Origin of the sequence: Streptomyces cyaneus (genome assembly GCF_004028635.1) — a bacterium.
Lineage (GTDB): Bacteria > Actinomycetota > Actinomycetes > Streptomycetales > Streptomycetaceae > Streptomyces > Streptomyces cyaneus.
This window is the reverse complement of sequence record NZ_RQJW01000009.1, coordinates 347651-371952: the sequence shown is the minus strand read 5'-3', so window position 1 is coordinate 371952 and position 24302 is coordinate 347651. Positions and strand designations below refer to the sequence as shown.

Annotated in this window: 23 protein-coding genes; 9 read left to right on the top strand and 14 right to left on the bottom strand. The window is 71.0% G+C overall.

All coding sequences use genetic code 11. The features are described from left to right. Positions 1-102: 102 nt before the first annotated feature. Positions 103-1776, top strand: a complete 1674-nt coding sequence (locus EHO50_RS32055; RefSeq protein WP_128434723.1) for an FAD-dependent oxidoreductase — start codon at positions 103-105, stop codon at positions 1774-1776. 62 nt (positions 1777-1838) lie between these two features. Then, positions 1839-2804: an amidohydrolase family protein gene (locus EHO50_RS32050; RefSeq protein ID WP_128434722.1), complete on the top strand. Its 966-nt coding sequence runs from the start codon at positions 1839-1841 to the stop codon at positions 2802-2804. Positions 2805-2916: 112 nt separating this feature from the next. Here the strand turns inward: EHO50_RS32050 and EHO50_RS32045 are convergent, their stop codons facing one another. The 9 genes from EHO50_RS32045 to EHO50_RS32005 all read right to left on the bottom strand — a co-directional run bounded on the left by EHO50_RS32045 (position 2917) and on the right by EHO50_RS32005 (position 9413). Then, on the bottom strand, positions 2917-3240 hold the full coding sequence (locus tag EHO50_RS32045) for a TcmI family type II polyketide cyclase (protein WP_128434721.1): 324 nt from the start codon (positions 3238-3240) through the stop codon (positions 2917-2919). Beyond that, positions 3225-3683 carry an SRPBCC family protein gene (locus tag EHO50_RS32040; RefSeq protein ID WP_128434720.1) on the bottom strand — a complete coding sequence of 153 codons (459 nt, stop codon included), beginning with the start codon at positions 3681-3683 and terminating at the stop codon, positions 3225-3227. Before EHO50_RS32040 ends, EHO50_RS32045 begins: the two co-directional genes overlap by 16 nt. A gap of 1 nt (position 3684) precedes the next feature. Continuing rightward, entirely contained in the window at positions 3685-3951 is a 267-nt protein-coding gene (locus EHO50_RS32035; protein ID WP_128434719.1) for an acyl carrier protein, read from the bottom strand. A 149-nt stretch (positions 3952-4100) separates the two neighbouring features. After that, positions 4101-5354, bottom strand: coding sequence for a ketosynthase chain-length factor (locus EHO50_RS32030; protein ID WP_128434718.1), 1254 nt, complete (start codon positions 5352-5354; stop codon positions 4101-4103). Beyond that, positions 5351-6619 (bottom strand): beta-ketoacyl-[acyl-carrier-protein] synthase family protein, encoded by a 1269-nt coding sequence (locus EHO50_RS32025; protein WP_128434717.1) that lies wholly within the window; start codon positions 6617-6619, stop codon positions 5351-5353. The genes EHO50_RS32030 and EHO50_RS32025 overlap by 4 nt, the downstream gene beginning before the upstream one ends. Next, the gene (locus EHO50_RS32020; RefSeq protein ID WP_128434716.1) at positions 6616-7080 is read right to left on the bottom strand and encodes a cupin domain-containing protein; all 465 of its coding nucleotides are present in this window, start codon (positions 7078-7080) and stop codon (positions 6616-6618) included. Before EHO50_RS32020 ends, EHO50_RS32025 begins: the two co-directional genes overlap by 4 nt. Positions 7081-7129: 49 nt before the next feature. Beyond that, entirely contained in the window at positions 7130-8239 is a 1110-nt protein-coding gene (locus EHO50_RS32015) for a SchA/CurD-like domain-containing protein (protein WP_128434715.1), read from the bottom strand. Between the two features lie 539 nt (positions 8240-8778). After that, a complete protein-coding gene (locus EHO50_RS32010) occupies positions 8779-9072 on the bottom strand; it encodes an MTH1187 family thiamine-binding protein (RefSeq protein WP_062715249.1) in 294 nt (97 codons plus the stop codon). Beyond that, the gene (locus EHO50_RS32005) at positions 9069-9413 is read right to left on the bottom strand and encodes a DUF3817 domain-containing protein (RefSeq protein WP_128434714.1); all 345 of its coding nucleotides are present in this window, start codon (positions 9411-9413) and stop codon (positions 9069-9071) included. The genes EHO50_RS32010 and EHO50_RS32005 overlap by 4 nt, the downstream gene beginning before the upstream one ends. A gap of 187 nt (positions 9414-9600) precedes the next feature. Here EHO50_RS32005 and EHO50_RS32000 point away from each other — a divergent pair, with 187 nt between their 5' ends. From EHO50_RS32000 to EHO50_RS31985, 4 genes are all read left to right on the top strand, one after another. Beyond that, on the top strand, positions 9601-10233 hold the full coding sequence (locus EHO50_RS32000; RefSeq protein ID WP_128434782.1) for an AIM24 family protein: 633 nt from the start codon (positions 9601-9603) through the stop codon (positions 10231-10233). Between the two features lies 1 nt (position 10234). After that, complete coding sequence (locus EHO50_RS31995; protein WP_128434713.1) at positions 10235-10885, top strand: AIM24 family protein; 651 nt, start codon at positions 10235-10237, stop codon at positions 10883-10885. Further along, positions 10882-11700, top strand: a complete 819-nt coding sequence (locus EHO50_RS31990; protein WP_128434712.1) for an AIM24 family protein — start codon at positions 10882-10884, stop codon at positions 11698-11700. The genes EHO50_RS31995 and EHO50_RS31990 overlap by 4 nt, the downstream gene beginning before the upstream one ends. 101 nt (positions 11701-11801) lie before the next feature. Further along, positions 11802-12278 carry a MarR family winged helix-turn-helix transcriptional regulator gene (locus tag EHO50_RS31985; protein ID WP_128434711.1) on the top strand — a complete coding sequence of 159 codons (477 nt, stop codon included), beginning with the start codon at positions 11802-11804 and terminating at the stop codon, positions 12276-12278. A gap of 22 nt (positions 12279-12300) precedes the next feature. Here the strand turns inward: EHO50_RS31985 and EHO50_RS31980 are convergent, their stop codons facing one another. Together EHO50_RS31980 and EHO50_RS31975 are read right to left on the bottom strand one after the other, a co-directional pair. Beyond that, a complete protein-coding gene (locus tag EHO50_RS31980) occupies positions 12301-13746 on the bottom strand; it encodes a sensor histidine kinase (RefSeq protein WP_128434710.1) in 1446 nt (481 codons plus the stop codon). Beyond that, positions 13743-14420 carry a response regulator transcription factor gene (locus tag EHO50_RS31975; RefSeq protein WP_128434709.1) on the bottom strand — a complete coding sequence of 226 codons (678 nt, stop codon included), beginning with the start codon at positions 14418-14420 and terminating at the stop codon, positions 13743-13745. Before EHO50_RS31975 ends, EHO50_RS31980 begins: the two co-directional genes overlap by 4 nt. A gap of 170 nt (positions 14421-14590) precedes the next feature. On the opposite strand from EHO50_RS31975, the gene EHO50_RS31970 reads away from it, so the two are divergent. Further along, complete coding sequence (locus tag EHO50_RS31970; RefSeq protein WP_128434708.1) at positions 14591-15220, top strand: PepSY domain-containing protein; 630 nt, start codon at positions 14591-14593, stop codon at positions 15218-15220. A 2-nt stretch (positions 15221-15222) separates the two neighbouring features. Here EHO50_RS31970 and EHO50_RS31965 read toward each other — a convergent pair whose 3' ends face one another. The 3 genes from EHO50_RS31965 to EHO50_RS31955 all read right to left on the bottom strand — a co-directional run bounded on the left by EHO50_RS31965 (position 15223) and on the right by EHO50_RS31955 (position 19465). After that, positions 15223-16488, bottom strand: coding sequence for an MFS transporter (locus EHO50_RS31965; RefSeq protein ID WP_128434707.1), 1266 nt, complete (start codon positions 16486-16488; stop codon positions 15223-15225). Between the two features lie 780 nt (positions 16489-17268). After that, on the bottom strand, positions 17269-18225 hold the full coding sequence (gene meaB, locus EHO50_RS31960) for a methylmalonyl Co-A mutase-associated GTPase MeaB (RefSeq protein ID WP_128434706.1): 957 nt from the start codon (positions 18223-18225) through the stop codon (positions 17269-17271). Positions 18226-18262: 37 nt separating this feature from the next. Further along, positions 18263-19465 (bottom strand): acetyl-CoA C-acetyltransferase, encoded by a 1203-nt coding sequence (locus EHO50_RS31955; RefSeq protein ID WP_128434705.1) that lies wholly within the window; start codon positions 19463-19465, stop codon positions 18263-18265. 148 nt (positions 19466-19613) lie between these two features. On the opposite strand from EHO50_RS31955, the gene mce reads away from it, so the two are divergent. Then, a complete protein-coding gene (gene mce, locus EHO50_RS31950) occupies positions 19614-20054 on the top strand; it encodes a methylmalonyl-CoA epimerase (protein ID WP_093906564.1) in 441 nt (146 codons plus the stop codon). 233 nt (positions 20055-20287) lie between these two features. Continuing rightward, positions 20288-24136, top strand: coding sequence for a polarized growth protein Scy (scy, locus tag EHO50_RS44210; RefSeq protein ID WP_164905000.1), 3849 nt, complete (start codon positions 20288-20290; stop codon positions 24134-24136). The last annotated feature ends 166 nt before the right edge of the window (positions 24137-24302 follow it).

The following is a 24302-nucleotide window of genomic DNA, read 5'->3' as shown; positions in this document are numbered from 1 at the left end:
AGGCGTGGATTTCCGGCGGTCGGATTCCGTCGGTCAGTGCCACCGTTTCCCGGGCGACACCGCGCCGCAAACGGCACTGAGCCATATGGGTCGGGTCGTCATATGACGTGTGTGTGGCAGTCCGGCCTGGTAAACATCGTCGACGTGAGCGGACACGAAGCGGAATCTGTACCAGTTCTCATCGTCGGCGGATCCCTGGTGGGTCTTTCCACTTCGGTTTTCCTGGGGCGCCTCGGTATCGAGCACATGCTCGTGGAGCGCCATGCCGCGACATCGACACATCCGCGTGGCCGCGGCAACAACGTGCGCACCATGGAGATCTACCGGACGGCCGGCCTGGAGTCACGTATCCGGGAGGCGGCCCGCACCCTCGCCGGAAACGACGGCATTCTCCAGGTGGACACCCTCACCGGGCAGCAGCGCCGCTGGATCGTCGGGGACATCTCCGGCGGCATGGACGTCTCCCGGGTCAGCTCCTCGGACTGGTGCCTGTGCAGCCAGAACGATCTCGAACCGGTCCTGCTGAGCTACGCCACCGAGCAGGGTGCCGACATCCGCTTCAACTCGGAGATGCTCTCCTTCACCCAGCACGGCGAGGGCGTCCAGGCCCGGATCCGGCACCGGGAGTCCGGTGAGACCTACACGGTGAACGCCGACTTCCTGGTGGCCGCCGACGGCCCGAGGAGCCCCATCCGCAACCAGCTGGGGATCGGCCAGTCGGGGCCGGGCGAGCTGTTCCACAACGTCAGCGTCACGTTCCGTAGCAGGACGCTCAAGGAGTACGTCGGAGAGAAACGATTCGTCGTCTGCTACGTCACCGACCCCCAGGGCGAAGGTGCGCTGCTGCCGGTGGACAACGAGGAGCGGTGGGTGATCCACGTTCCCTGGTATCCCGACCGGGGCGAAGAGCTGGAGGACTTCACCGACGAGAGGCTGACGGCGCACATCCGCGCCGCCGTCGGCGTCCAGGACATCGACGTCGAGATCACGGGGCGGGCGCCCTGGCACGCGTCGAAGCGGGTCGCGGACAGCTACGGCGAGGGCCGGGTCTTCCTGGCCGGCGACGCGGTCCATGAGATGCCGCCCACCGGGGCGTTCGGCTCCAACACCGGAATCCAGGACGCCCACAACCTCGCCTGGAAACTGGCCTCGGTGCTCCGCGGTTGGGCGGGCATGGAGTTGCTCGACACCTACGAGCGTGAACGACGGCCCGTCGCCCTCGCGACCGGCACCCGGGCGTGCGTCCAGGCAGCCGACGAGGAGCACCCGGGATTCAGTCCCGCCGCCGGACGCAACAACGACCCGGGGGACCTGATGACCGTCGCCCTGTGCTACCGGTACGAGTCCCCGGCGGTGGTGGACGCCCCCGCGCAACGGCCGATCGTCCCCGACGCCTTCCAGCTGGGCGGCGAGCCGGGGAGCCGTGCGCCCCATATGTGGGTGATGACAGGGCGCGGCAGGATCTCCACGCTCGACCTGTACGAGCGTTCCTTCGTGCTGCTCGCCGGGTCCGGGGGGCAGAAGTGGCGGACCGCTGTGGAGAAGGCCTCCCTGAGCCTGGGCGTCCCGGTCGAGGCGTATCTCGTGGGCACGGGACCCGACCACGACCTCACCCCCGAACCGGACGCCGACTGGGCGGAGCTGCACGGCACGGCCGAGGACGGTGCCGTACTCGTACGCCCCGACGGTTTCGTCGCCTGGCGAGCGGACGCGGCGATGCCGGACGCCGATCGCGTGCTGACGAAGGTGCTGCAGTCCGTGCTCTGCCGCGGCTGACGCTCCGCCGCCCCCCTGCCCTGCCCGACCCCCGCTGAACCACCCACACCGAGGACGTTGTTATGGCCCTTTCCGGACGCGTCGACGTCCACCACCACTTCACTGCTCCCGCCTGGCTGGACTGGGCGGAGGAACGAGGGGTGGTCAACCGCGAGAAGCTGCCCTGGTGGACACGCTGGGACCTGGACACGGCACTGGAGGTCATGGACAAGAACGGCATCGGCACGTCCGTCATGACCGTCGCGATGCTGGGCCGGCTCCGTGAGCGTGCCGAGCGCCAGGAGAGCGCGCGCGTCGCCCTGCGGGCGGCGGCCGACGTCGTGGCGAGCCACCCCGCGCGCTTCGCGTTCTTCACTCCCGTGTTCCTCGACGACCTGGAGCTCTCCTCGTGGAGCGTGCGCTACGGCCTCGACGAGCTCGGAGCCATCGGGGTGAGCACGCGGACGAGCGTGGAAGGCGCGGTACTCGGGGACGAGTCGCACGACCGCCTCCTGCAGGAGCTGAACGACCGGTCCGCGGTCATCAGCACGCACCCCATGGACGTACCGGCCGGGAAGGACGGCGGTGCGGGACTGCCGGGCATGCCGCCCTTCGTGTGCGACTTCCTCATGGACACCACGCGTGCGGCCATCAACCTCATCAGGAACGGCACCCTGGACCGCTATCCGAACCTCAGCTTCATCCTGCCGCACGGGGGAGGCTTCCTCCCCTACATGGCCACCCGGCTCGAACTCTTCGGCGGGCGCATCACCCCCGCCGTCGAGCCCGGCCGGGTCCGTGACTACCTGCACCGGTTCTACTTCGACACGGCGGGCCCCATGTCCCCCTCGGCCACGCCCACCCTGCTGACGACGGTGGACCCCGACCGCATTCTCTTCGGCACGGACTGGCCGCCCACCCCCGCGCATGTCATCGCCGACAGCGTGACGCCCGCGCTGGACAGCGACCCGTTCCTCTCGGCGGAGCAACTCGAGGGCATCAACCGGGAGAACGCCCTGCGGCTGATGCCGGCGCTCGCGCGTCGGTGACCGGCTGCACGAGAAAGCCACTGCCCGAAGGCCGCCGCCCGCGCTTGGTTCAGCGCGGGCGGCGGCGTTCTTCGTTCAGTCTTCGTTCAGTGCCTCTGCTCTGTTCCTCTGCTCAGTGCCTTTTCCAGTGGTAGAAGCGCCGCGCCATCGCGTCCTTCGGACTCCGCCAGGTCTGCGGGTCGTACGGGCTGACGAACGCTTCCAGCCGCCTGCTGATGTCGACGAACTCGGGGTGCCCGGCCACCTTCGCGATGGCTGGTCCGGGGTCCTGCTCGGCTTCGATGAAGTGCATGTACACATCGCCGAACTGGAACAGGGAGCGCTGGGTCACCCCGACGAGGTGCGGGAGTTCGCCGCGGTCGGAGTCCGCGAAGACGTCGGCGATGTCCGGGGCCGACTGCGGGGCCATCCTGGCGACGATCAGGGCGTGGTGCATGAGACCTCCTCGATGCGGTCGCGGATGAGGGCCATCTGGATGGGCGAGTTGCGGTTGATGATGTCGGTCATCCCGGCGTCGTCGACCGGGGCGTCGGGCTTCATGGCGAAGTCCTGCGTCCAATGCATCCGGGTGCCGTCGGGGGTCTCCTCGTACTCCCAGACGATGTTCATGTACTCGAACGGGCCGGTCTCGACCCTGCGGGCCCGGACGATGAGCTTCTCTCGGTCGGCGACCCGTTCCGAGACCCAGCTCCACACCTTGCCGTTCTCGTCGGGGTGCATGGTCAGGCGGAAGGTCACCTTGTCGCCCTCGCGGGACAGCACCTCGCAGGACGCGTACTCGCTGAACAGCTTGGGCCATCTGTCCAGGTCGTTCGTCATGTCCCAGACGAGGTCGACGGGTGCGGCGATGGTGATCTCGTTCTCCGTGTGTCCGGCCACTTCAGGCTCCCGTCGCGAGTGCGCCGTTGACGAGGTCGAGGAAGGCGCGGGGGCTCTTGCAGCGCTCCGCGTCGGTGGGGAGCGCCCGGCCGTGCCGGTTCTCCAGCTCGCCCACGATGCCGAGGAGGCCGAGCGAGTCCAGCCCGAACTCGGCGAAGGGGGCGTCCGCCCGGCTCTCGAGGTCTTGCGGGTCGACGGTCACGCCGGCGGCCTGCTTCATCAGCGTGGCCAGTTCCCCGACGGTCAGTTGGGTGACTTCGGTGGTCATACGCGTTCTCCTTGTCGTGCGGGTGCGGAGGGTTCTGAGCGGCCCTGGTGAAGTCCGGTGCGGTACCGCGCCCCTTCAGGGGCGCGGGGCCCTGTCGATATGCGGCTCTGCCGCGTGGGCGCGACCAGCCCCCACCGGCCCGCGGTCGATCACCGCCCTTCCAGCGGAGCGCCACGCAGCACGAGCGCCGAGTTGGAGCCCATGAGTCCCCGGCTGAGGATCAGGGCCGTGCGGAGCTCGGCCGGGCGCGCCGTGGCGGTCACCAGGTCGATGTCGTGGCAGACGTCGAAGACGTTCGGGGTCGGCGGTATCTGCCCGTGCTCCATGGCCTGCACCGCGGCCGCGATGTCCAGCAGGGGTGCCCCGCAGTAGGACCGCCCGATGCCGGTCTTGGGGGCCGTGACGGGCACCCGGGTGCCGTGCGGGCCGAGGGCGTCGGCGAGGGCGAGGGCCTCGGCGCGGTCCGCCTCCGGGACGCCCAGCGCGTCGGCGAAGACCACGTCGATCTCCTCCGGTGCGCAGCCGGCCTCGTCGAGGGCACCGCGGATGGCGTGCGCGAGCCCCTCCCGTGACTGTTCCCAGTGCGAGGCGCCGGTGAAGGTGGCGGAGTGCCCCGCCACGGTGGCCCGGACGGTCGCGGCACGGCGCTGGGCCCGCTCCAGGTCCTCCACGATCAGCACGGCACCGCCCTCCGCGGGCACGAAGCCGCAGGCCGCCGAGGTGAAGGGACGGTAGGCGCGCGCCGGGTCCTCGACGGTGCTGAGCTCGGGGTATCCGAGCTGGCAGACCCCCGAGTAGGGGGCGAGCGGCGCCTCGGCCGCCCCGACCACGACCACGTCCGTTCCCCGCTGCACGGCGTGGGAGGCGTGCGCGACGGCGTCCAGGCCGCCGGCCTCGTCGCTGGCCACCACCCCACAGGGGCCCTTGAAGCCCTTGCGGATGGATATCTGGCCGGTGCTGGCCGCGTAGAACCAGGCGATGGACTGGTAGGGCCCGACGAACCGGGATCCCTTCCCCCACAGCTTCTGCAGTTCCCGCTGACCGAATTCGCCGCCGCCGGAGCCGGCCGCGGTGACCACGCCGACGGAGTACGGGGAGTCGGCGGCGGTGCTGCTCAGCCCCGCGTCCTGCAGGGCGGCGTCGGCGGCAGCCAGGGCGAAGTGGGTGAACTTGTCGGTCTGGACGAGGAAGGTCTCCTCGATGAGCGCCGACGGGTCGAATCCGCGGACCTCACCGGCGACGCGGAGCGGGAGGTGCTCGCAGCCCTCCCGGGTTATCCGGTCGAGTACGCTCGCGCCTTCCTTGACGGACTTCCAGTAGGTGTCCGCGTGCAGGCCGTTGGGCGCGACCACACCGATCCCCGTGACGGCGGTGTGCCGGGGGCGTATACCACTATCACTCATTTCGTCCTCCCACCCGGCCCCGTCAGGAGCACCGCGGACTGGAAACCGCCGAAGCCGCTGCCCACGGAGAGCACGTTGTCGAGCCTGCGCGGGCGTGCGGTGCGCGGTACGTAGTCCAGGTCGCACTCGGGGTCCGGGGTCTCGTAGTTCGCCGTGGGCGGCACCACCTGCCGGGCCAGGGCGAGTACACAGGCGACGACCTCGATCGCGCCGATCGCCCCGAGCGAGTGGCCCACCATGGACTTGATCGAGCTCATGGGTGTGTCGTAGGCGTGGGAGCCGAGGGACTTCTTGACCGCGGCGGTCTCGTGACGGTCGTTCTGGCGGGTGCCGGAGCCGTGGGCGTTGACGTAGTCGATGTCGGAGGGGTCCACGCGCGCGTGGTCGAGCGCGGCGTCGATGGCCCGGGCCATCTCCAGTCCCTCACTGGTCAGCCCGGTCATGTGGTAGGCGTTGCCGAAGGTGGCGTAGCCGGCTATCTCGCAGTACACGTGCGCGCCGCGCGCACGGGCGTGCTCCAGTTCCTCCAGTACGAGGACGGCGGCGCCCTCGCCCATGACGAATCCGTCGCGGTGGGCGTCGAAGGGCCGGGAGGCGTGTTCGGGGTCGTCGTTGTTGGGCGAGGTGGCCTTGATGGCGTCGAAGCACGCCATGGTGATCGGGGAGATCGGCGAGTCCGACGCCCCGGCGATGCAGATGTCGGCGCGGCCCTCCTCGATGGTGTGGAAGGCGTAGCCCACCGCGTCGAGGCCGGAGGTGCAGCCGGTGGAGACAGTCTGCACCGGCCCCTGGGCGCCGAACCGCTCCGCGACGTCCGACGCCAGCGTGCTGGGCGAGAAGGCGCGGTGCAGGTAAGGGTTCGCGGCGCGGTGGTCGACGTCCCAGCGCTGCCCGCCTTCGCTGACCAGGACGTAGTCCTGCTCCAGCCGGGTCGTGCCGCCCACCGCGCTGCCCAGGGACACGGCCACGCGCCAGGGGTCCTCCGCGGCGAGGTCGACGCCGCTGTCGGTCACGGCCTCCGTCGCGGCGACGACGGCGAACTGTATGTACCGGTCGGCGCGTTCGACCAGCTCGGGTTCGAGTCCGTGGGCGAGCGGGTCGAAGTCGCACTCGGCGGCTATCCGGGACCGCAGCCCCTCGGGGTCGAACAGGGTGATGCCTCGTGTCGCGGTACGGCCGCCCGAGAGGAGGTCCCAGAACGCGGGCACCCCTATGCCTCCCGGAGCGACCACGCCTATGCCGGTCACCGCCACCCGCCGGGTCACGACAGGACCCCGCGCCGTTCGGGCCGCCCGCTCTCCTCCTGGACGAGCGGGTACGGCTTGATGTCGTCGCTGATCTCCGGAGCCTCCGTGTCGACGTGGCCGAGGCTCGGCTTCGGGGCCAGCGGGCTCAGATGGAAGACCATCCGGGCTTCCTCGTCACCGACGTTGCGGAAGCGGTGCCGCATGTCGATGGGGATCATGAGGCCCTGGTCGGCACGGAGAGGAAACGTTTCGCCATCCAGGTCGACCTCCAGCCTGCCCTCGACGACGTACACGAACTCCTCGGAGTACGGGTGGTAGTGCTCGCTGATGCGTTCGCCGGGCCGCATGATGGCGAGGCCCATGAAGCCGCTCGTGGCGCCCACCGTGACAGGGGTGAGCAGGGTGCGCAGGTCGCCACCACGCTTGCGGTTGGGCTCGATCTCGTTCACGTCCACGACGCGCGGGCGCATCTTCTCCATGGTCTGTCTCCAGGTCGTTCGGTGGGGTGTTGGTCCCTGCGCTGTGCCGTCAGGACTGCGCAGCCCTGCGGTCGGTGATCAGCGCCATGTCGGCGTGCGCCAGAAGGCGGGTCGCCTCCCGCTCACCCGTGGGCGGTCCCGCCACGCCGAGTGCGCCACCGTCGAGCAGCCGGGCCAGTACGGCGGCCTTGCGCGGGCCGTGGATGCCGAGCGCCCCGACCGGATCGGTCTCGGGGTCACCGCGTACGTCGATGAGGCGGACGACGATGTCCTCCCGCTGGAAGACGGTGCTGCGGTGCACGGGGCCGGCCGGGTCGGCGGCCGCGGTCTCGTCCTGTTGGGAGAGCAGCCGGGCCAGCGCCATACCGCAGCCCGCGCGGGCCGGGTAGTACAGGGCGTGCCGCGTGAGGCCGTCCGGATCCGGTCCGCCGCGTGCCACGTGGTGGACGGCCGGCATGGCGGCGCGGGCGAAGAAGGCCCGCGCGGACTCGGGGTCGGACAGGTCCCGGTGCTGCTCCAGATGCGGATTGAGGGCCTCCTCGACGGCCCGTACCTCGGGCTGGCGCGAGACGTGGCGCAGCGCCGCCATCAGGTCGCCCTCCACCTCGACGGTGCGCACGACCCGGTTGCCGTGCATGAACAGGGTGGTGCGGCGCAGCCGCGTGGAGTCGTCGACGCGGGCCTGGGGCGGCGCGTAGCCGGCCAGGATCTCGTGGACCTTGGACTCGGAGCCGGGCTTGACGGTGAAGGTCAGGGCGTGGCGTGTCACACCGTCGCCCACCCGTACGGCCGTCTGGAGTCCGCCGGCGTCCGGGCGGGCCCGGCCGGTCTCACGGACGACGCCGTAACGCATCGACCGCAGCTCACGGACGCAGCTCTGCAGGGGCCTGACCGTCTCGAGATGCTCTTCACTGTTCACCCAGGCGAGGTACGGCGGGGCGGTGGCCCATTCGCTCGTGATGACCCACTGGGACGGGTTCTCCAGGGACTGGCACAACTGGTCACCGAGGTGACCGGGAACCGACGCGACTCGCTCACGCATGTGCTCGTACGCGTCGAGGAACTCTTGCTGGGCGCCTTCGTGGAGATCGACGAGCAGGATGACGCGCATCCTGGAACCGTCGAATGCCGACTGGGATGTATAGGGCGAAGTGGTCATCCGGCGGACCCTTCCTTCGCGGGAGCAAGCGGCGGCCGTCCCTGTTCACCTGCGCGAACGCGGGTTTCGGCCCTGAGCTTCATCGTGGGTCAGGGCCACGGGGTCCGCGAGCCGCGCGGGCCAATTGAGGGAACTGCCCGCGAAGGCGCGCCCGCCGACTGCCGACACCGCGTCAGGCGGGTGCCGGGGCGAACCCGAAGAGGCGGGCGCCGATGCGCTGTTCGGGCGGGCGCGGGTGGGCGCCGCTCCGGCCGGAGCCCGGCGTTCGGCCGGGCGGCGTCCTCGGGGTACGGCATGTGCCGTGCTCGGAGCGCGGGTTGAGGGCGGACGGGTTCCGTCTGCGGTGGAAGGGGGGGCTGTCGGCGCGCGGAACTTCGGGGGGATCGGGCCGTGAAAGCGTGCGCCGAGCGGGAATCGGGGCGACCGGGGGGGCGCACCCCGCGCACGCGCTGCCCGTGCGTCACTCGGACTTGGGCACGACAGCGCTCCGCGGCATCGACGTACTGCCCCCACCTCTCGATGCCGCGGAGCGCCGCTGCCTATTCGGCGAGGTGCCGCTCCACGGTCTCCACCTTCGAGGTGAGACCGTCCGTCACGCCGGGCCTGATGTCCGCCTTGAGGACCAGCGACACCCGCGGTGCCCGTGCCTCGACGGCGGCCACGGCGCGCTTGACGACGTCCATGACCTCGTCCCACTCACCCTCGACGGAGGTGAACATCGCGTCGGTGCGGTTGGGCAGACCCGACTCACGCACCACGCGGACGGCGTCGGCGACGTACTCCCCCACGTCCTCGCCGACGCCGAGCGGCGTCACGGAGAAGGCGACGATCATGCGTTGACCTTTCCTTCCTGGCGGGCGCGGGCGGCGATGACGGCGTCCTCGGCCTCACGCCGCAGCTTGCGGTCGGCGAAGAAGCCGCCGGTCGGCAGGACGGAGAGGACGAAGTAGAGCGCCGCGGTCTTGAAGGACCACTTGGTGCGGTTCCAGGCGTCCGCCCAGAAGATCACGTACAGGATGAACAGAATGCCGTGGACCGCGCCCATCACGGGCACCGCGTTGAAGTCGGTGGTCCGCTTCAGCACCGAGCAGACGAGCAGGAGCAGGAACGACACCGCCTCGGGGGCCGAGACGAGGCGGAGGCGGCGGAGGGCGGTGGCGGTCTTGATGTCCACGGGTCACCTTCGGTGGGGTTCGGTGGGAGAGACGACGGTCGGCATCAGCTTGTGAACGCAAGCACAAACGCTCACCCATTGTGGCAAACGCCGGGAGAGGGTTCGGCTCGGGGTGCCGTCAGGGGTGATGTCCACCTCCAGGACCTGTTGGCGGCAGTCACCGCGGGCTACCTTTCGCTGCGTGGCGATGTTCCGACTTCAGGGCAGCAAGGTGCTCGCCGTCGACATGACCGGGGATGCCGTCAAGGCGAAGAACGGCTCGATGGTCGCGTACGACGGGCAGATGGCCTTCAAGAAGATGAGCGGTGGCGGTGAGGGCATCCGGGGGATGGTGACCCGGCGGCTCACCGGTGAGCAGATGACGGTGATGGAGGTGAAGGGGCAGGGGACGTGCTGGTTCGCGGACCGGGCCTCCGAGATCAACCTCGTGAACCTCCAGGGCGACAAGCTCTACGTCGAGTCGAGCAACCTGCTCGCGACCGACGCGGGGCTGCGGACCGGCACGTCCTTCACGGGGCTGCGCGGCGCCTCGCAGGGCAATGGGCTGTTCACGACCACCGTCGAGGGGCACGGACAGGCGGCGATCATGTCGCACGGGCCGGCGGTCGTGCTGCGGGTCAGCTCGCAGTACCCGCTGACCGTCGACCCGGGGGCCTATGTGGCCCACCAGGGGAATCTGCGGCAGTCCTTCCAGTCCGGTGTGACCTTCCGCACGCTCATGGGCGAAGGCGGCGGCGAGGCCTTCCAGATCCGGTTCGAGGGGGACGGGCTGGTGTACGTACAGCCGAGCGAGCGGAACACGATCGCGGGGGACGTGTGAGATGACCTTCCGCGAGATCAACTCCAAGATGATCGAGGCGACCGTCCTGCCCGGTCAGCGGCTGTTCAGCCAGCGCGGCGCGATGCTCGCCTACAAGGGCGAGGTGTCCTTCACCCCCAACACGGCCGGTGGCCAGGGCGGCATCATGTCGATGATCGGGCGCCGGGTGGCGAACGAGGACACCCCGCTGATGACCGTCGAGGGCAGCGGCACCGTCCTCTTCGGGCACGGCGGCCACCACGTCCAGGTGATCAACCTCTCCGGCGACACCCTGTGCGTCGAGGCCGACCGCCTCCTCGCCTTCGAGGGCACCCTCCAGCAGGGCACCATGTTCCTCGGCTCGCAGGGCGGCGTCATGGGCATGGTCCGGGGACAGATCAGCGGGCAGGGGCTGTTCACCACGACCCTCAAGGGGCACGGGGCCGTGGCGGTCATGGCGCACGGCGGCGTCTTCGAGATCCCGATCACCCCGCAGCGGCCCGTCCACGTCGACCCCCAGGCCTACGTCGCCCACCACGGCGACGTACGCAACAAGCTGTCCACCGCGCTCGGCTGGCGCGACATGGTGGGCCGCGGCTCCGGCGAGGCCTTCCAGCTGGAGCTCAGCGGCAGCGGTGCGGTGTACGTCCAGGCGTCGGAGGAGAAGTTGTGAGCCCCTACGGAACCCCCGGCGGCTACGGCACCCCCGCCGGCCCCACGGTCTTCGACCCGGCGACGCTGCCCTCGGACGACAACGTCAACGCCTACACCTTCTGCGTGGAGCTCAAAGGGAGCCAGTGGTTCCTGCAGAAGGGGAAGATGATCGCCTACTACGGCTCGATCGACTTCAACGGCGTCGGGCACGGCCGACTCGACCGACTTGTCCGTACGTCCTTTCATTCGCCTCTGCACGCGAGCGACTGGGTCGTGGCGGAGGGCTCGGGCAAGATGCTGCTGGCCGACCGGGCCTTCGACGTGAACTCGTACGACCTCGAAGACGGCAACCTGACCATTCGCTCGGGCAACCTGCTCGCTTTTCAGCCAAGTCTCGCGCTCAAGCAATCGATCGTGCCGGGTTTTCTGACGCTCATCGGAACCGGAAAGTTCGTGGCCGCATCTAACGGTCCAGTGGTGTTCATGGAACCCCCGATCCGGGTGGACCCGCAGGCACTCGTCGGCTGGGCCGACTGCCCGTCGCCGTGCCACCACTACGACCATGGCTACATGACCGGCGTGATGGGCGGTCTACGTGCACTGACAGGCCTCGGCGGGGCCTCCGGAGAGGAGCATCAGTTCGAGTTCGTCGGAGCCGGCACGGTCCTGCTCCAGTCGACCGAGACCCTCATGGCCGAGCAGGCCACGGGGGCCGTTCCGCCGGAGCCCGGAGTACCCGGTACCGGCGGGCCCCACACAGGCCCTTCACAAACGGCCGGGACACCGCGCCTTCCCGGACAGCTGGGAGACCTCCAGCGTCGCTTCGGGCTGTGAGCGGTAGTCTGCGGAGTGTGACATCGAACGTGTGCGCACACAGATGTGTCACAGAAAACCCTCACTAGTTCGCCTTTCAACATTTTAGGTAGACTTCATTTATGGAGACCGAGACGGCCACCCGCTGGCTGACCGATGCGGAGCAGTGCGCCTGGCGCACCCACCTGGAGGTCAACAGGCTGTTGACCTACCAGCTCGAAAGGGACCTGCAGCCGTTCGGCCTGACAATGAACGACTACGAGATCCTGGTGAATCTCTCCGAGTCGGAGGACGTCCGGATGCGGATGAGCGACCTCGCGTCGGCCACCCTCCAGTCCAAGAGCCGCCTCTCCCACCAGATCACCCGGATGGAGAACGCGAACCTGGTCCGGCGGGAGAACTGCGAGTCCGACCGCCGCGGGCTCTACGCCGTGCTCACCGAGCACGGCATGGAGACGATGAAGAAGGTCGCGCCGCACCATGTGGCGTCCGTGCGCAGGCACTTCATCGATCTGCTGCCCCCCGAGTCCCTGACGGAGCTCGACAAGGCCCTCAAGCCGATCGCGGAGCACCTGCGCGGTCAGCGGGGACGCCCGTGACCCGGGCGGACCCGCTCGGTACCTACTGAGCCTGCGGCAGGCGGAGTTCGAACAGGGCTCCGCCCGCCGGCGCCCGGCCCACGCCGAGCGTGCCACCGTGCCGTACGGCCACGTCGCGGGCGATGGCCAGGCCCAGCCCGGCGCCACCGTCGTCGCGGCTGCGGGCCTCGTCGAGCCGTACGAACCGCTCGAAGATCCGCTCCCGGTCCGCCTCGGCCACCCCGTCCCCGTCGTCCGCGACGGCCACGACGGCCCAGGCGCCCTCCCCCTTCTCCTCCCGCTTCTCCTCCCGCCGGACGGTCACAGTGACCGCCGAGCGGGCGTGCCGCTGGGCGTTGTCCAGCAGGTTGGTGAGCACCCGCCCCACCTGCCCCCGCGACCCGGCCACCTCCACGACCTGCGCCTGAACCGTCACACCGGCCCGCCCCTCGGCCTCCTCGCGGGCCAGCGCGCCGAGGTCGAACCGCGTCTCACCGGGCCGCTCCCCCGCGTCCAGGCGGGCCAGCAGCAGCAGGTCGGCGGCCAGGCCCTGCAGTCGTACGGTGTCCTCCACGGCGCCGTCGAGGTCCAGCAACTCGGGGTGTGCGGCACCCACTTCGAGTTGGGTGCGCAGGGACGCGATCGGGCTGCGCAGCTCGTGCGAGGCGTCGGCGACGAAGCGGCGCTGACGTTCCACCGAGGTCTGCAGGGCCGCCAGCGTCTCGTTCGTGGTCAGCGCGAGGTGGGCGACCTCGTCGTGCGTGTCCGGCACCGGTACGCGGCGCGCGAGGTCCTCGGAGGCGGTGATCGCGGCCATCTCGCTGCGGATGCCCTCGACCGGGCGCAGGGCGCGCCGGGTGACCAGCCAGGTGACGGCCGCGACGACACCGAGCAGCAGCGGGAAGCCGATCAGCATGACGGTCAGCGCCGTCCTGACGGCGCCCTGTTCGGCGGAGAGCGGGGCGCCCGCGTACACGGTGAGCGTGCCCCTGCCCTCGACCTCGACGTGGACCTTGGCGAAGCGGTAGTCGTCGCTCTCGCCGTCGAGTGTGGCGGTGCCGCTGGTGAAGGTGGTGTGGTCGCTGATCTCGCCCGGCTCCAGGGCGGAGTCGTCGTCCGCGTCGTCGTCGGAGTCCTCACCGCTGCCGGCCCCACCGGGCGAGGTCTGCGGCTGTGGCCGCACCGCGTCGGTGCCCGTGCCGCTGATCCGCTCCAAGTCCTCGCTGGCCGCGAGCAAGTTGTTGTTCTCGTCGACGATCTGGACGGGTTCGTCCTTGTCCACCGACAGCGGTTGGTCAGGCCTCTTGATCGCGATGTCGGTGGCGACAGCCCGTGCGGTGTGTTCCGCCTCCGTGCCGGCCTGTCCGACCAGGTTGGACCGGAGCGACAGCAGTACGGCGGTCCCGGCCGCGACCAGCGCCACGGCGACCACGAGGGTGGCGGCCAGCGTCGCCCGGGACCGGACGGAGCCGAAGAGGCGGCCTCTCATCGCGCGGCCTCCACTCTCTCCAGCCGGTAACCGGCGCCCCTCACCGTCCGGATGAGCCCGGCGCGCAGCTTGCGCCGCAGGGTGCTGACGTACACCTCGACGATGTTCGGATCGCCCTCGTACGCGAAGTCCCAGACGTGCTCCAGGATCTCCGCCTTGGACACCACCTCCCCGGCCCGCACCACGAGTTGCTCCAGGACCGCGAACTCCTTGGCGGTGAGGGTCACTTCGTCGTCGCCGAGGAAGACACGGCGGGCGGCGGTGTCGACCTTGAGGTCACCGTGGACGTGCACGGGAGAGGCCCCGGCGCCCTGTCCCCCGCGCCGCAGCAGCGCCTTGACGCGGGCGACGAGGACGACGTACGAGAACGGCTTGGTGAGGTAGTCGTCGGCGCCGGTGTCCAGCCCCTCGGCCTCGTCGTACTCGCCGTCCTTGGCGGTGAGCATCAGGATCGGCACGTCGTGACCGGCGGCACGCAGGGCGGCGCAGACGCGGTAGCCGTTCATGCCGGGCAGCATGATGTCGAGGATCACGAGGTCGTACGACCCCTCCGAGGCCCGGTAGAGCCCTTCCCGGCCGTCGTGGACGACGTCCACGGCGTACCCCTCGGCCGTCAGGCCCTTGGCGAGCGACAGGGCCAGCCGCTTCTCGTCCTCCACGATCAACAGGCGCATGCGTAAAGACTGGCAAAGCGGAGCTGAAGATCTCTTCAGGGGGCTTCAGGTTCCTCTCAGCGTCGCTTCGGCAGATTGGTTCCCGTCGAAACGAAGCGACACGAAGCGACACGAAGCGGCACGAAGCCGCACGGAACGCTGTGAACCGCAACGACCCGGGAGGGAACCCCATGAAGCGCAACATCGTCATCGCCACCGTCGCCGCCGCGGCACTGATCGGAGGCGGCACCGTCGCGGCCTACGCGTCCGGTGACGACGACAGCGCGCCCACGCAGCAGCAGTCGAACGTCCGGGTCGCCGACGACCGGGATGACGCGGACGACGCCACCGACGACGACGCCACCGAGGCCCGTTCGGCAGCCGCCGCCTCCAAGGTCACCGCCGCCGACGCGATCGCGGCCGCGCTGAAGCACACACCGGGCACGGCCGTCGCCGCCGACCTGGACGACGACGGCAAGGACGCCTGGGACGTGGACGTCGTGAAGTCCGACGGCACCGAGTACACCGTCTCGGTCTCCCCGAGCACCGGCAAGGTCCTCGGCGCCCAGCGCGACGCCGACGACGACAACGACGGCCGCGAGGACCTCGCCGCGCTGAAGGGCGCGGGCGTGGACGCCCGCGAGGCCGCCCAGGCCGCGGCGGCGAAGGGCACCGTCACCGACGTCGACCTGGACGACGACGGTCCGGCGGCCTGGAGCGTGGAGACCACGAAGGGCGAGTGGAAGGTCGACCTCAAGACGGGCAAGGTCACCCAGGACCACGACGACGACCAGGACGACCGCGACGGTGACGACGCCTGACCTCAGGCCTCCTGGACGGCACCCCCGTCCCGCATCTCCTCCGCTTCCTCAGGGGCGCCCCCGTCACGGGTGGCGCCCCTCGCCACTGCCACGGCCGCGAGCAGCGCCACCGCGCCGGTCACGGCGAAACACCACCCCGTCGACAGCCGTCCGACCAGCACCCCGGCGACCGCGGTGCCCGCCGTACCCCCGGCGTTGACGGCCGTGTTCACCCAGGCCCCGGCCTGGACCCGGGCCTCGGGCGCGGCGGCCTCGTCGGCGATGAGGTACGCGGTGGTGATGGCCGGGGCCACGAAGAGCCCGGCGACCGCCATGGCCGACGCGAGCGTGCCGAGGCCCGGGGCCAACCCCGCGCCGAGCAGGGCCAGCCCCAGCCCTGCGGCCAGCAACGGGAGCCGCAGCCCTGCCGAAATACGCCACGCGACGGCCCCGTTGGCGAGCCCGCCGACGGCGCTTCCGGCCGACAGGGCGGCCAGCACCCAGGCCACGCTGTCACTGCCGTGGCCGCGCCCTTCGGTGAACGCCACGACCAGCAGCTCGACGGCGCCCAGCGCGAGCCCGACGCCCGCGGCGGCGATCACGGGCCGCCCGAGCCCGCGCAGCACCCGACGCCGACTCCTGCCGCGCGGCTTGGCCTCCCCGGCGCCGGGCGTCAGGTCCCGCACCACGGGCGACGACACGAACCCCGCGGTGCCCGCCGCGATCAGCACCGCCCCGACGGCGATCCCGAGCGCGGGCGGAGCGAACCCGACGAGCACGCCGACCAGCAACGGCCCCGAGACGAAGAGCAGTTCCTCTGCGACGGCGTCCAGGCTGTAGGCGCGCTGCACCAACGCCCGGTCGCCGGCGATCCTGCCCCACACGGCCCGCATGGTGGGCCCCAGCGGCGGAGTGCAGGCGCCCGCGGCGGCGGTCACGGCGCCCAGCACGAGCGGCGAGGCGACCCCCGGCCGCCAGACGATCACCGTCAACAGCCCGAGCAGCGCGGTATAGGCCGCGACCATCGGCACGAGCGCCCGGCGCGGCCCGAACCGATCGATCAGGGCCGCCCTCGCGGGCGACAGAAAGACGCTGGTCCCCGAGAACAGCGCCATCACGACGCCCGCCACCGCGTACGACCCGGAGGCCCGGGTCACGGCGAGCATCACGGCCAGCGGGACGACGCCGTACGACAGCCTGCCGAGCAGGGCGGCGGCGAAGGTGTTGCGGGCGTACGGGATCCGCAGAACGGCGGCATACGAAGGCCGCACGACAGACGTGGAAGACACGGAAGTTCCTCGACTCGAGGCGAAAAAGGGGACACCTGATCGCCGCGCCGGTCACGACCGACCGGCCGTCCACCGCGCGCGGGCAAGGCGTGCCCTATGCCAAGAGGAGATACATGCGGTTCAACCTAGCAGCGGGAAGCGGAAGTTGACCACGCAGAATGCCCGGAAGCCGACTACCCCGAAGGCCCTGCCAGCCCTACTCCGGAATCCACCAGCCCCACGCGCGACGGCCTGCCCCACACACCCACGAGCCAACTCCGCGCAAGTGCCCCACCGAACCGCGTGCCGCCCGCGCGGGACCGACGAGCCGAAGCCCGCTGACGAGCCCCACACCTGCAGCCGACAGCCTCACATCGGACGCCGACCTACCCCGCCGCCCCTCGGCCAACCCCGGCGAACCCCCACGCGGGGCCGCATGTCTGAAGGGACCGCGACGCATGCAAGCCGGCGCTCGGGACCAGCTGGCCGAAGGGACGCTGACGCCCCCACGAGCCCCGCGCCTGCAGCCAGCAGCCTCGCAAGGGACGTCAACCCACACCCCCGCCGGCCCGCAGCCAACCGCACGAACTGCCCCCACCCGCAAGACGGCCACCCGAGTACGGCCACGCGAACAGGTCTCACCCCACCCGCCAACGCCCACCCGGGACCGCACACCTGAAAGGACCCCGACGCATGCAAGCCCGCGCTCGCGGCCACCCGCACGCACCACCCCCGGCCGCACCCGCGGGCCGTCCGCCCTCGCCAAGCGCGCCGAGCGCAAAGCAGGGCGGTGCAGGGCTCTCAGGTCTGGGTGAGACCCGCCACCAGCTCGTCCGCCGCACGGTACGGGTCCAGTTCGCCGGCGACGATCTTCTCCGCCAGTGCGCCGAGGCGGCGGTCGCCGTGCAGGTCGGCGATGCGTTCGCGCAGGGCGGTGACGGCGATGGTCTCGACCTCGCGGGCGGCGCGGGCGCGGCGGCGTTCCGTGAGGACTCCGCGCTCCTCCATCCAGGCGCGGTGCTTCTCCAGCGCTTCCACGACCTCGTCGACGCCCTCGGCGCGTGCGGCGACCGTCTTGACGATCGGGGGGCGCCAGTCGCCGGGACCGCGGGACTCGCCGAGGCCCAGCATGTGGTTGAGCTCGCGGGCCGTGGCGTCGGCGCCGTCGCGGTCGGCCTTGTTGACGACGTACACGTCGCCGATCTCCAGGATGCCCGCCTTCGCGGCCTGGATGCCGTCGCCCATCCCCGGCGCCAGCAACACCACCGAGGTGTCGGCCTGGGAGGCGATCTCCACCTCCGACTGGCCCACACCCACCGTCTCGACCAGGATCACGTCGCAGCCCGCCGCGTCCAGGACGCGGATCGCCTGCGGGGCGGCCCAGGCCAAACCGCCCAGGTGGCCGCGCGTCGCCATCGAGCGGATGTAGACGCCGGGGTCGGAGGCGTGCTCCGACATCCGGACGCGGTCGCCGAGCAGGGCGCCGCCGGAGAAGGGCGAGGACGGGTCGACGGCCAGGACGCCGACCCGCTTGCCCTGCTTTCGGTACGCCGTCACCAGCGCCGAGGTCGAGGTGGACTTGCCGACACCCGGTGAGCCCGTCAACCCCACCACGTACGCGTTGCCCGTCAGCGGGGCCAGCGTCGCCATGACCTCCCGCAGCTGCGGGGACGCCCCCTCCACCAGGGAGATCAGCCGGGCCACGGCCCGCGGCCGGCCTTCCCTGGCCTGGGCCACCAGGGTGGAGACGTCCTGCATCACAGCTCCGTTCACAGAGAGGTCCTACAAAGAGAACTCAGGCCTTGGGTACCCGCACGATCAGCGCGTCACCCTGGCCGCCGCCACCGCACAGCGCGGCCGCGCCCACGCCGCCGCCCCGCCGCTTCAGCTCCAGGGCCAGGTGCAGAACGAGCCGCGCACCCGACATACCGATCGGGTGACCCAGGGCGATGGCTCCGCCGTTGACGTTCACCTTTTCCGATGACACTCCGAGGTCCTTCATTGACTGCACCGCGACGGCGGCGAAGGCCTCGTTGATCTCGATCAGGTCGAGGTCGGAGACCTCCAGGCCCTCCTTCTTCAGGGCGTGCAGGATGGCGTTGGAGGGCTGGGACTGGAGGCTGTTGTCCGGACCCGCCACATTGCCGTGGGCGCCGATCTCGGCGATCCAGTCCAGGCCGAGCTCCAGCGCCTTGGCCTTGCTCATGACGACGACCGCGGCGGCGCCGTCCGAGATCTGCGACGCCGAACCCGCCGTGATCGTGCCGTCCCGCGAGAAGGCGGGACGCAGCTTGCCCAGCGACTCCGCCGTGGTCTCCGCGCGGATGCCCTCGTCCTTGCTGAAGACGACCGGCTCGCCCTTGCGCTGCGGGATCTCGACCGGGGTGATCTCGGCCTCGAAGATGCCGTTCTTCTGCGCGGCCGCGGCCCGCTGGTGGGACAGGGCGGCGATCTCGTCCTGCTCGGGACGCTGGATGCCGAGGCGGGTGTTGTGCTTCTCCGTCGACTCGCCCATGGCGATGCCCTCGAAGGAGTCGGTCAGACCGTCGTACGCCATCGCGTCGATCATCTCGACCGCGCCGTACTTGAAGCCCTCGCGGGACTTCGGCAGCAGGTGCGGGGCGTTGGTCATGGACTCCTGGCCGCCCGCGACGATCACGTCGAACTCGCCGGCGCGGATCAGCTGGTCCGCGAGGGCGATGGCGTCGAGGCCGGACAGACACACCTTGTTGATGGTGAGCGCCGGGACGTTCATCGGGATGCCGGCCTTCACGGCTGCCTGGCGGGCCGGGATCTGGCCCGCGCCGGCCTGCAGCACCTGGCCCATGATCACGTACTGCACCTGGTCGCCGCCGATCCCCGCACGGTCGAGGGCGGCCTTGATCGCGAAGCCGCCGAGGTCGGCTCCCGAGAAGGACTTCAGCGAGCCCAGCAACCGTCCCATGGGCGTACGGGCGCCCGCGACGATCACCGAGGTTGTGCTGTTCGTTCCAGACATGAGGTGCGATCCCCTTCCGGCTGCACTGCCGAGGAGTGAACGAGGGTTTACTTCGAATGTACTGAGTGGCACTCCGTGCCGTCACCGGGCCGTCGGTGTGATCGCGCGCACGTTGCGTAACCACCTCGGGAGCGCTGCACTGAACAACATGCTGACGCGAATCGACCACATCGGAATCGCCTGTTTCGATCTCGACAAGACCGTCGAGTTCTACCGGGCCACATACGGCTTCGAGGTGTTCCACTCCGAGGTCAACGAGGAGCAGGGCGTCCGCGAGGCCATGCTCAAGATCAACGAAACCTCCGACGGAGGCGCCTCCTACCTGCAGCTTCTCGAGCCTACGCGCCCGGACTCCACCGTCGCGAAGTGGCTCGACAAGAACGGCGAGGGTGTCCACCACATCGCTTTCGGTACGGCGGACGTGGACGGCGACGCCGCCGACATCAAGGACAAGGGCGTACGCGTCCTGTACGAAGAGCCCCGGCGCGGCTCCATGGGGTCACGAATCACTTTCCTGCACCCGAAGGATTGCCACGGCGTACTGACAGAACTGGTCACTTCGGCGCCTGTTGAGTCACCTGAGCACTGACCCTCGTACATATGGGCCGGTAGGGTTGGGGGCGGTCGCCGCTCACTCCAGGGTGACCCGGCCCCTCCGTCCTGACGGGGGGACCGTCCGGGGTCCGGGTTTCGGGGGACGAGGGTGGGGCAACAGCCCGTGCTCCGCCGTTGATCTGACACCATTCCCCGGGGGCCCCGTTCGGCGGATGGACGGTGCCCGTATGGAGAGACTTGCGACCAGGGGACGGATGGGACCGCGCAGTGCGGGGCTACGAACGCCAGGAGCGAGAGCCGGCGGCTGACGTCGACCACCTCTCTCGGTTCGAGGCCGAGATGGATCGGCTGAAGACCGAGCGGGAAAAGGCGATCCAGCACGCCGAGGACCTCGGCTACCAGGTCGAGGTGCTGCGCGCCAAGTTGCACGAGGCGCGGCGCACCATCATGTCCCGGCCGGCCTTCGACGGCGGTGACATCGGCTATCAGGCCGAGCAGTTGCTGCGCAACGCCCAGGTCCAGGCCGACCAGCTGCGCCAGGAGGCCGAGCGGGAGCTCAGCCAGGCCCGCGCGCAGACCCAGCGGATCCTGCAGGAGCACGCGGAGAACGCGGCCCGGCTGCAGGCCGAGCTGCACCAGGAGGCGGTGACCCGCCGCCAGCAGCTCGACCAGGAGCTGGCCGAGCGCCGCCAGACCGTCGAGTCGCACGTCAACGAGAACGTGGCGTGGGCGGAGCAGCTGCGCGCCCGCAGCGAGTCGCAGGCCCGCCGGCTCCTGGACGAGTCGCGTGCCGAGGCCGAGCAGGCCATGTCGGCCGCGCGTGCCGAGGCCGAGCGCCTGACCAGCGAGGCCCGCCAGCGCCTGACGAGTGCGGCCGAGGAGGCCCGCGCGGAGGCCGAGCAGATCCTGCGCCGCGCCCGCACGGACGCCGAGCGCCTGCTGAACGCCGCCTCGACGCAGGCCCAGGAGGCCACCGACCACGCCGAGCAGCTGCGCAGCTCCACCGCGACCGAGTCGGACGCCGCCCGCCGTCAGGCCACCGAGCTCAGCCGGGCCGCCGAGCAGCGCATGGCGGAGGCCGAGGAGGCGCTGCGCAAGGCGCAGTCCGAGGCCGAGAAGCTGGTCGCCGAGGCCAAGACGGCCGCCGAGAAGACGCTCTCCAGCGCCGAGTCGGCCAACGAGCAGCGCATGCGTACGGCGAAGGAGCAGGTCGCCCGCCTGGTCAGCGAGGCCACCAAGGAGGCCGAGACCACCAAGTCGGACGCCGAGCAGGTCGTCGCCGACGCCCGCGCCGAGGCCGAGAAGATCGTCGCCGAGGCCGCCGAGAAGGCCCGCACGATCACCGCCGAGGAGAGCGCGACCCAGCTGTCCAAGGCGGCCAAGACCGCCGAGGACGTCCTCAACAAGGCGCAGGAGGACGCCCAGAACACCACCAAGGCCGCCGCCGAGGAGGCCGAGCGGATCCGCACGGAGGCCGAGGCCGAGGCGGACCGGCTGCGCGCCGAGGCGCACGACATCGCCGAGCAGCTCAAGGGCGCGGCGAAGGACGACACCAAGGAGTACCGCGCCAAGACGGTCGAGCTGCAGGAGGAAGCCCGCCGGCTGCGCGGCGAGGCCGAGCAGCTGCGCTCCGAGGCGGTCGCCGAGGGCGAGAAGATCCGCGCGGAGGCCCGCAAGGAGGCCGTCCAGCAGATCGAGGAGGCGGCCAAGACCGCCGAGGAGCTGCTGGCGAAGACCCGGCAGGACGCGGACGAGCTGCGCCAGAAGGCCACGACGGACAGCGAGAAGGTCCGCACCGAGGCCATCGAGCGGGCGACGACGCTGCGCCGCCAGGCCGAGGAGACCCTCCAGCGCACCCGCCAGGAGGCCGAGCGGCACCGCGAGGAGGTCGTCGAGCAGGCCGAGGGCATCAAGTCCGACGCCGAGCGGGCCGCGCGGGAGCTGCACGAGGAGACCGAGCGGGCCATAGAGGCCCGCCGCACCGAGGCCGCCGAGGAGCTGACGCGCCTTCACGCCGAGGCCGAGCAGCGGCTCGCGGCGGCCGAGCAGGCGCTCACCGATGCCCGCGAGGAGGCCGCGCGCATCCGGCGCGAGGCCGCCGAGGAGACCGACCGGCTGCGCTCGGAGTCCGCCGAGCGGATCCGCACGCTGCAGCAGCAGGCCGAGGACGAGGCCGACCGGCTGCGGGACGAGGCCGCGTCGGACGCGTCCGCGTCGCGTGCCGAGGGCGAGGCCATCGCCGTACGCCTCAGGTCGGAGGCCGCGGCCGAGGCCGAGCGGCTGAAGTCGGAGGCGCAGGACACCGCCGATCGCCTCCGTGCGGAGGCGCAGGCCGCTGCCGAGCGGCTCGCCACCGAGGCGTCCGAGACGCTGGCCGCCGCCCAGGAGGAGGCCGCCCGGCGCCGCCGCGAGGCCGAGGAACTCCTCGGTTCCGCCCGCCAGGAGGCCGACCAGGAGCGCGAGCGGGCCCGCGAGCAGAGCGAGGAGCTGCTGGCCTCCGCCCGTAAGCGGGTCGAGGAGGCGCAGGCCGAGGCGGTGCGGCTGGTCGAGGAGGCCGACCGGCGCGCCACCGAGATGGTGTCGGCGGCCGAGCAGCACGCCCAGCAGGTCCGCGACTCCGTGTCCGGGCTGCACGAGCAGGCCCAGGAGGAGATCACCGGGCTGCGCAGTGCCGCCGAGCACGCGGCGGACCGTACCCGCCGGGAGGCGCAGGAGGAGGCGGACCGGGTCCGTTCCGACGCCTACGCCGAGCGGGAGCGGGCCAGCGAGGACGCGGGCCGTATCCGGCGCGAGGCGAACGACGAGTCCGAGGCCGCCAAGTCCCTCGCCGAGCGCACCGTCGCGGAGGCGATCGCCGAGGCGGAGCGGCTGCGGTCGGACGCCGCCGAGCACGCCCAGCGGGTGCGTACGGAGGCCTCCGACGCGATCGCCGAGGCCGACCAGGCCGCGTCGCGCACCCGGGCGGACGCCCGTGAGGACGCCAACCGGATCCGCTCGGACGCGGCGACGCAGGCCGACACCCTCATCACCGAGGCACGGTCCGAGGCGGAGCGGCTCCAGTCGGAGACCATCGCGGAGGCCGACCGGGTGCGCACCGACGCGCTCGCCAAGGCCGAGAAGCTGGTCGGCGACGCCACGTCGGAGGCGGAGCGGCTGCGCGCCGAGGCCGCGGCGACGGTCGGGTCGGCGCAGCAGCACGCCGAGCGGGTCCGCAGCGACTCCGAGCGGGTCAAGGCCGAGGCGGCCGCGGAGGCCGAGCGACTGGTGTCCTCCGCGCGCGAGGAGGCCGAGCGCACCCTCGACGAGGCCCGCAAGGACGCCAACAAGCGGCGCCAGGACGTGGCCGAGCAGGTCGACAAGCTCATCACGGAGACCACGGCCGAGGCGGACAAGCTGCTCACCGAGGCGCAGGCGCAGGCGCACAAGACGACCGCGGACGCCGAGGGACAGGCCGACACCATGGTGGGCGCCGCCCGCAAGGAGGCCGACCGGCTGGTATCCGAGGCGACGGTCGAGGGCAACTCCATGGTGGAGAAGGCCCGCACGGACGCGGACGAGCTGCTCGTCGGCGCCCGCCGGGACGCCACGTCGATCCGGGAGCGCGCCGAGGAGCTGCGCGACCGGATCACGAGCGAGATCGAGGAGCTGCACGAGCGAGCCCGCCGCGAGTCCGCCGAGACGATGAAGTCGGCCGGCGACCGCTGCGACGCGCTCATCAAGGCGGCCGAGGAGCAGCTGGCCAAGGCCCAGGCGAAGGCCAAGGAGCTGGTCTCGGAGGCCAACTCCGAGGCGGGCAAGGTCCGTATCGCCGCCGTGAAGAAGGCCGAGGGCCTGCTGAAGGAGGCCGAGCAGAAGCGGTCGACGCTGATCAAGGAGGCCGAGGAGCTCAAGGCCGAGGCGATCCGCGAGGCCCGGCGCACGGTCGAGGAGGGCAAGCGCGAGCTGGAGGTCCTCGTCCGGCGCCGCGAGGACATCAACGCCGAAATCTCGCGCGTGCAGGACGTCCTGGAGGCCTTGGAGTCCTTCGAGGCACCGACCGCGGGCAAGGACGGCGGGGTCAAGGCCGGTGCGACGGTGGGTGCCCCCCGTTCGGGTGGCAAGTCGTCAGAGAGCTAGCGCAACGGCCGGGTTCCGGTGTCTCCTGGGGCCTTTGACCAAGTTTTTGGCAAGCCGTCCGACGGTTAGCCACTCAAAAGGGGTCTCATTCTCCAGATCAAACACGTATCCGCTCGATGACACACCGCTTCGGCCCCTAGGATTCCACTTATCACCTCACCGGTCT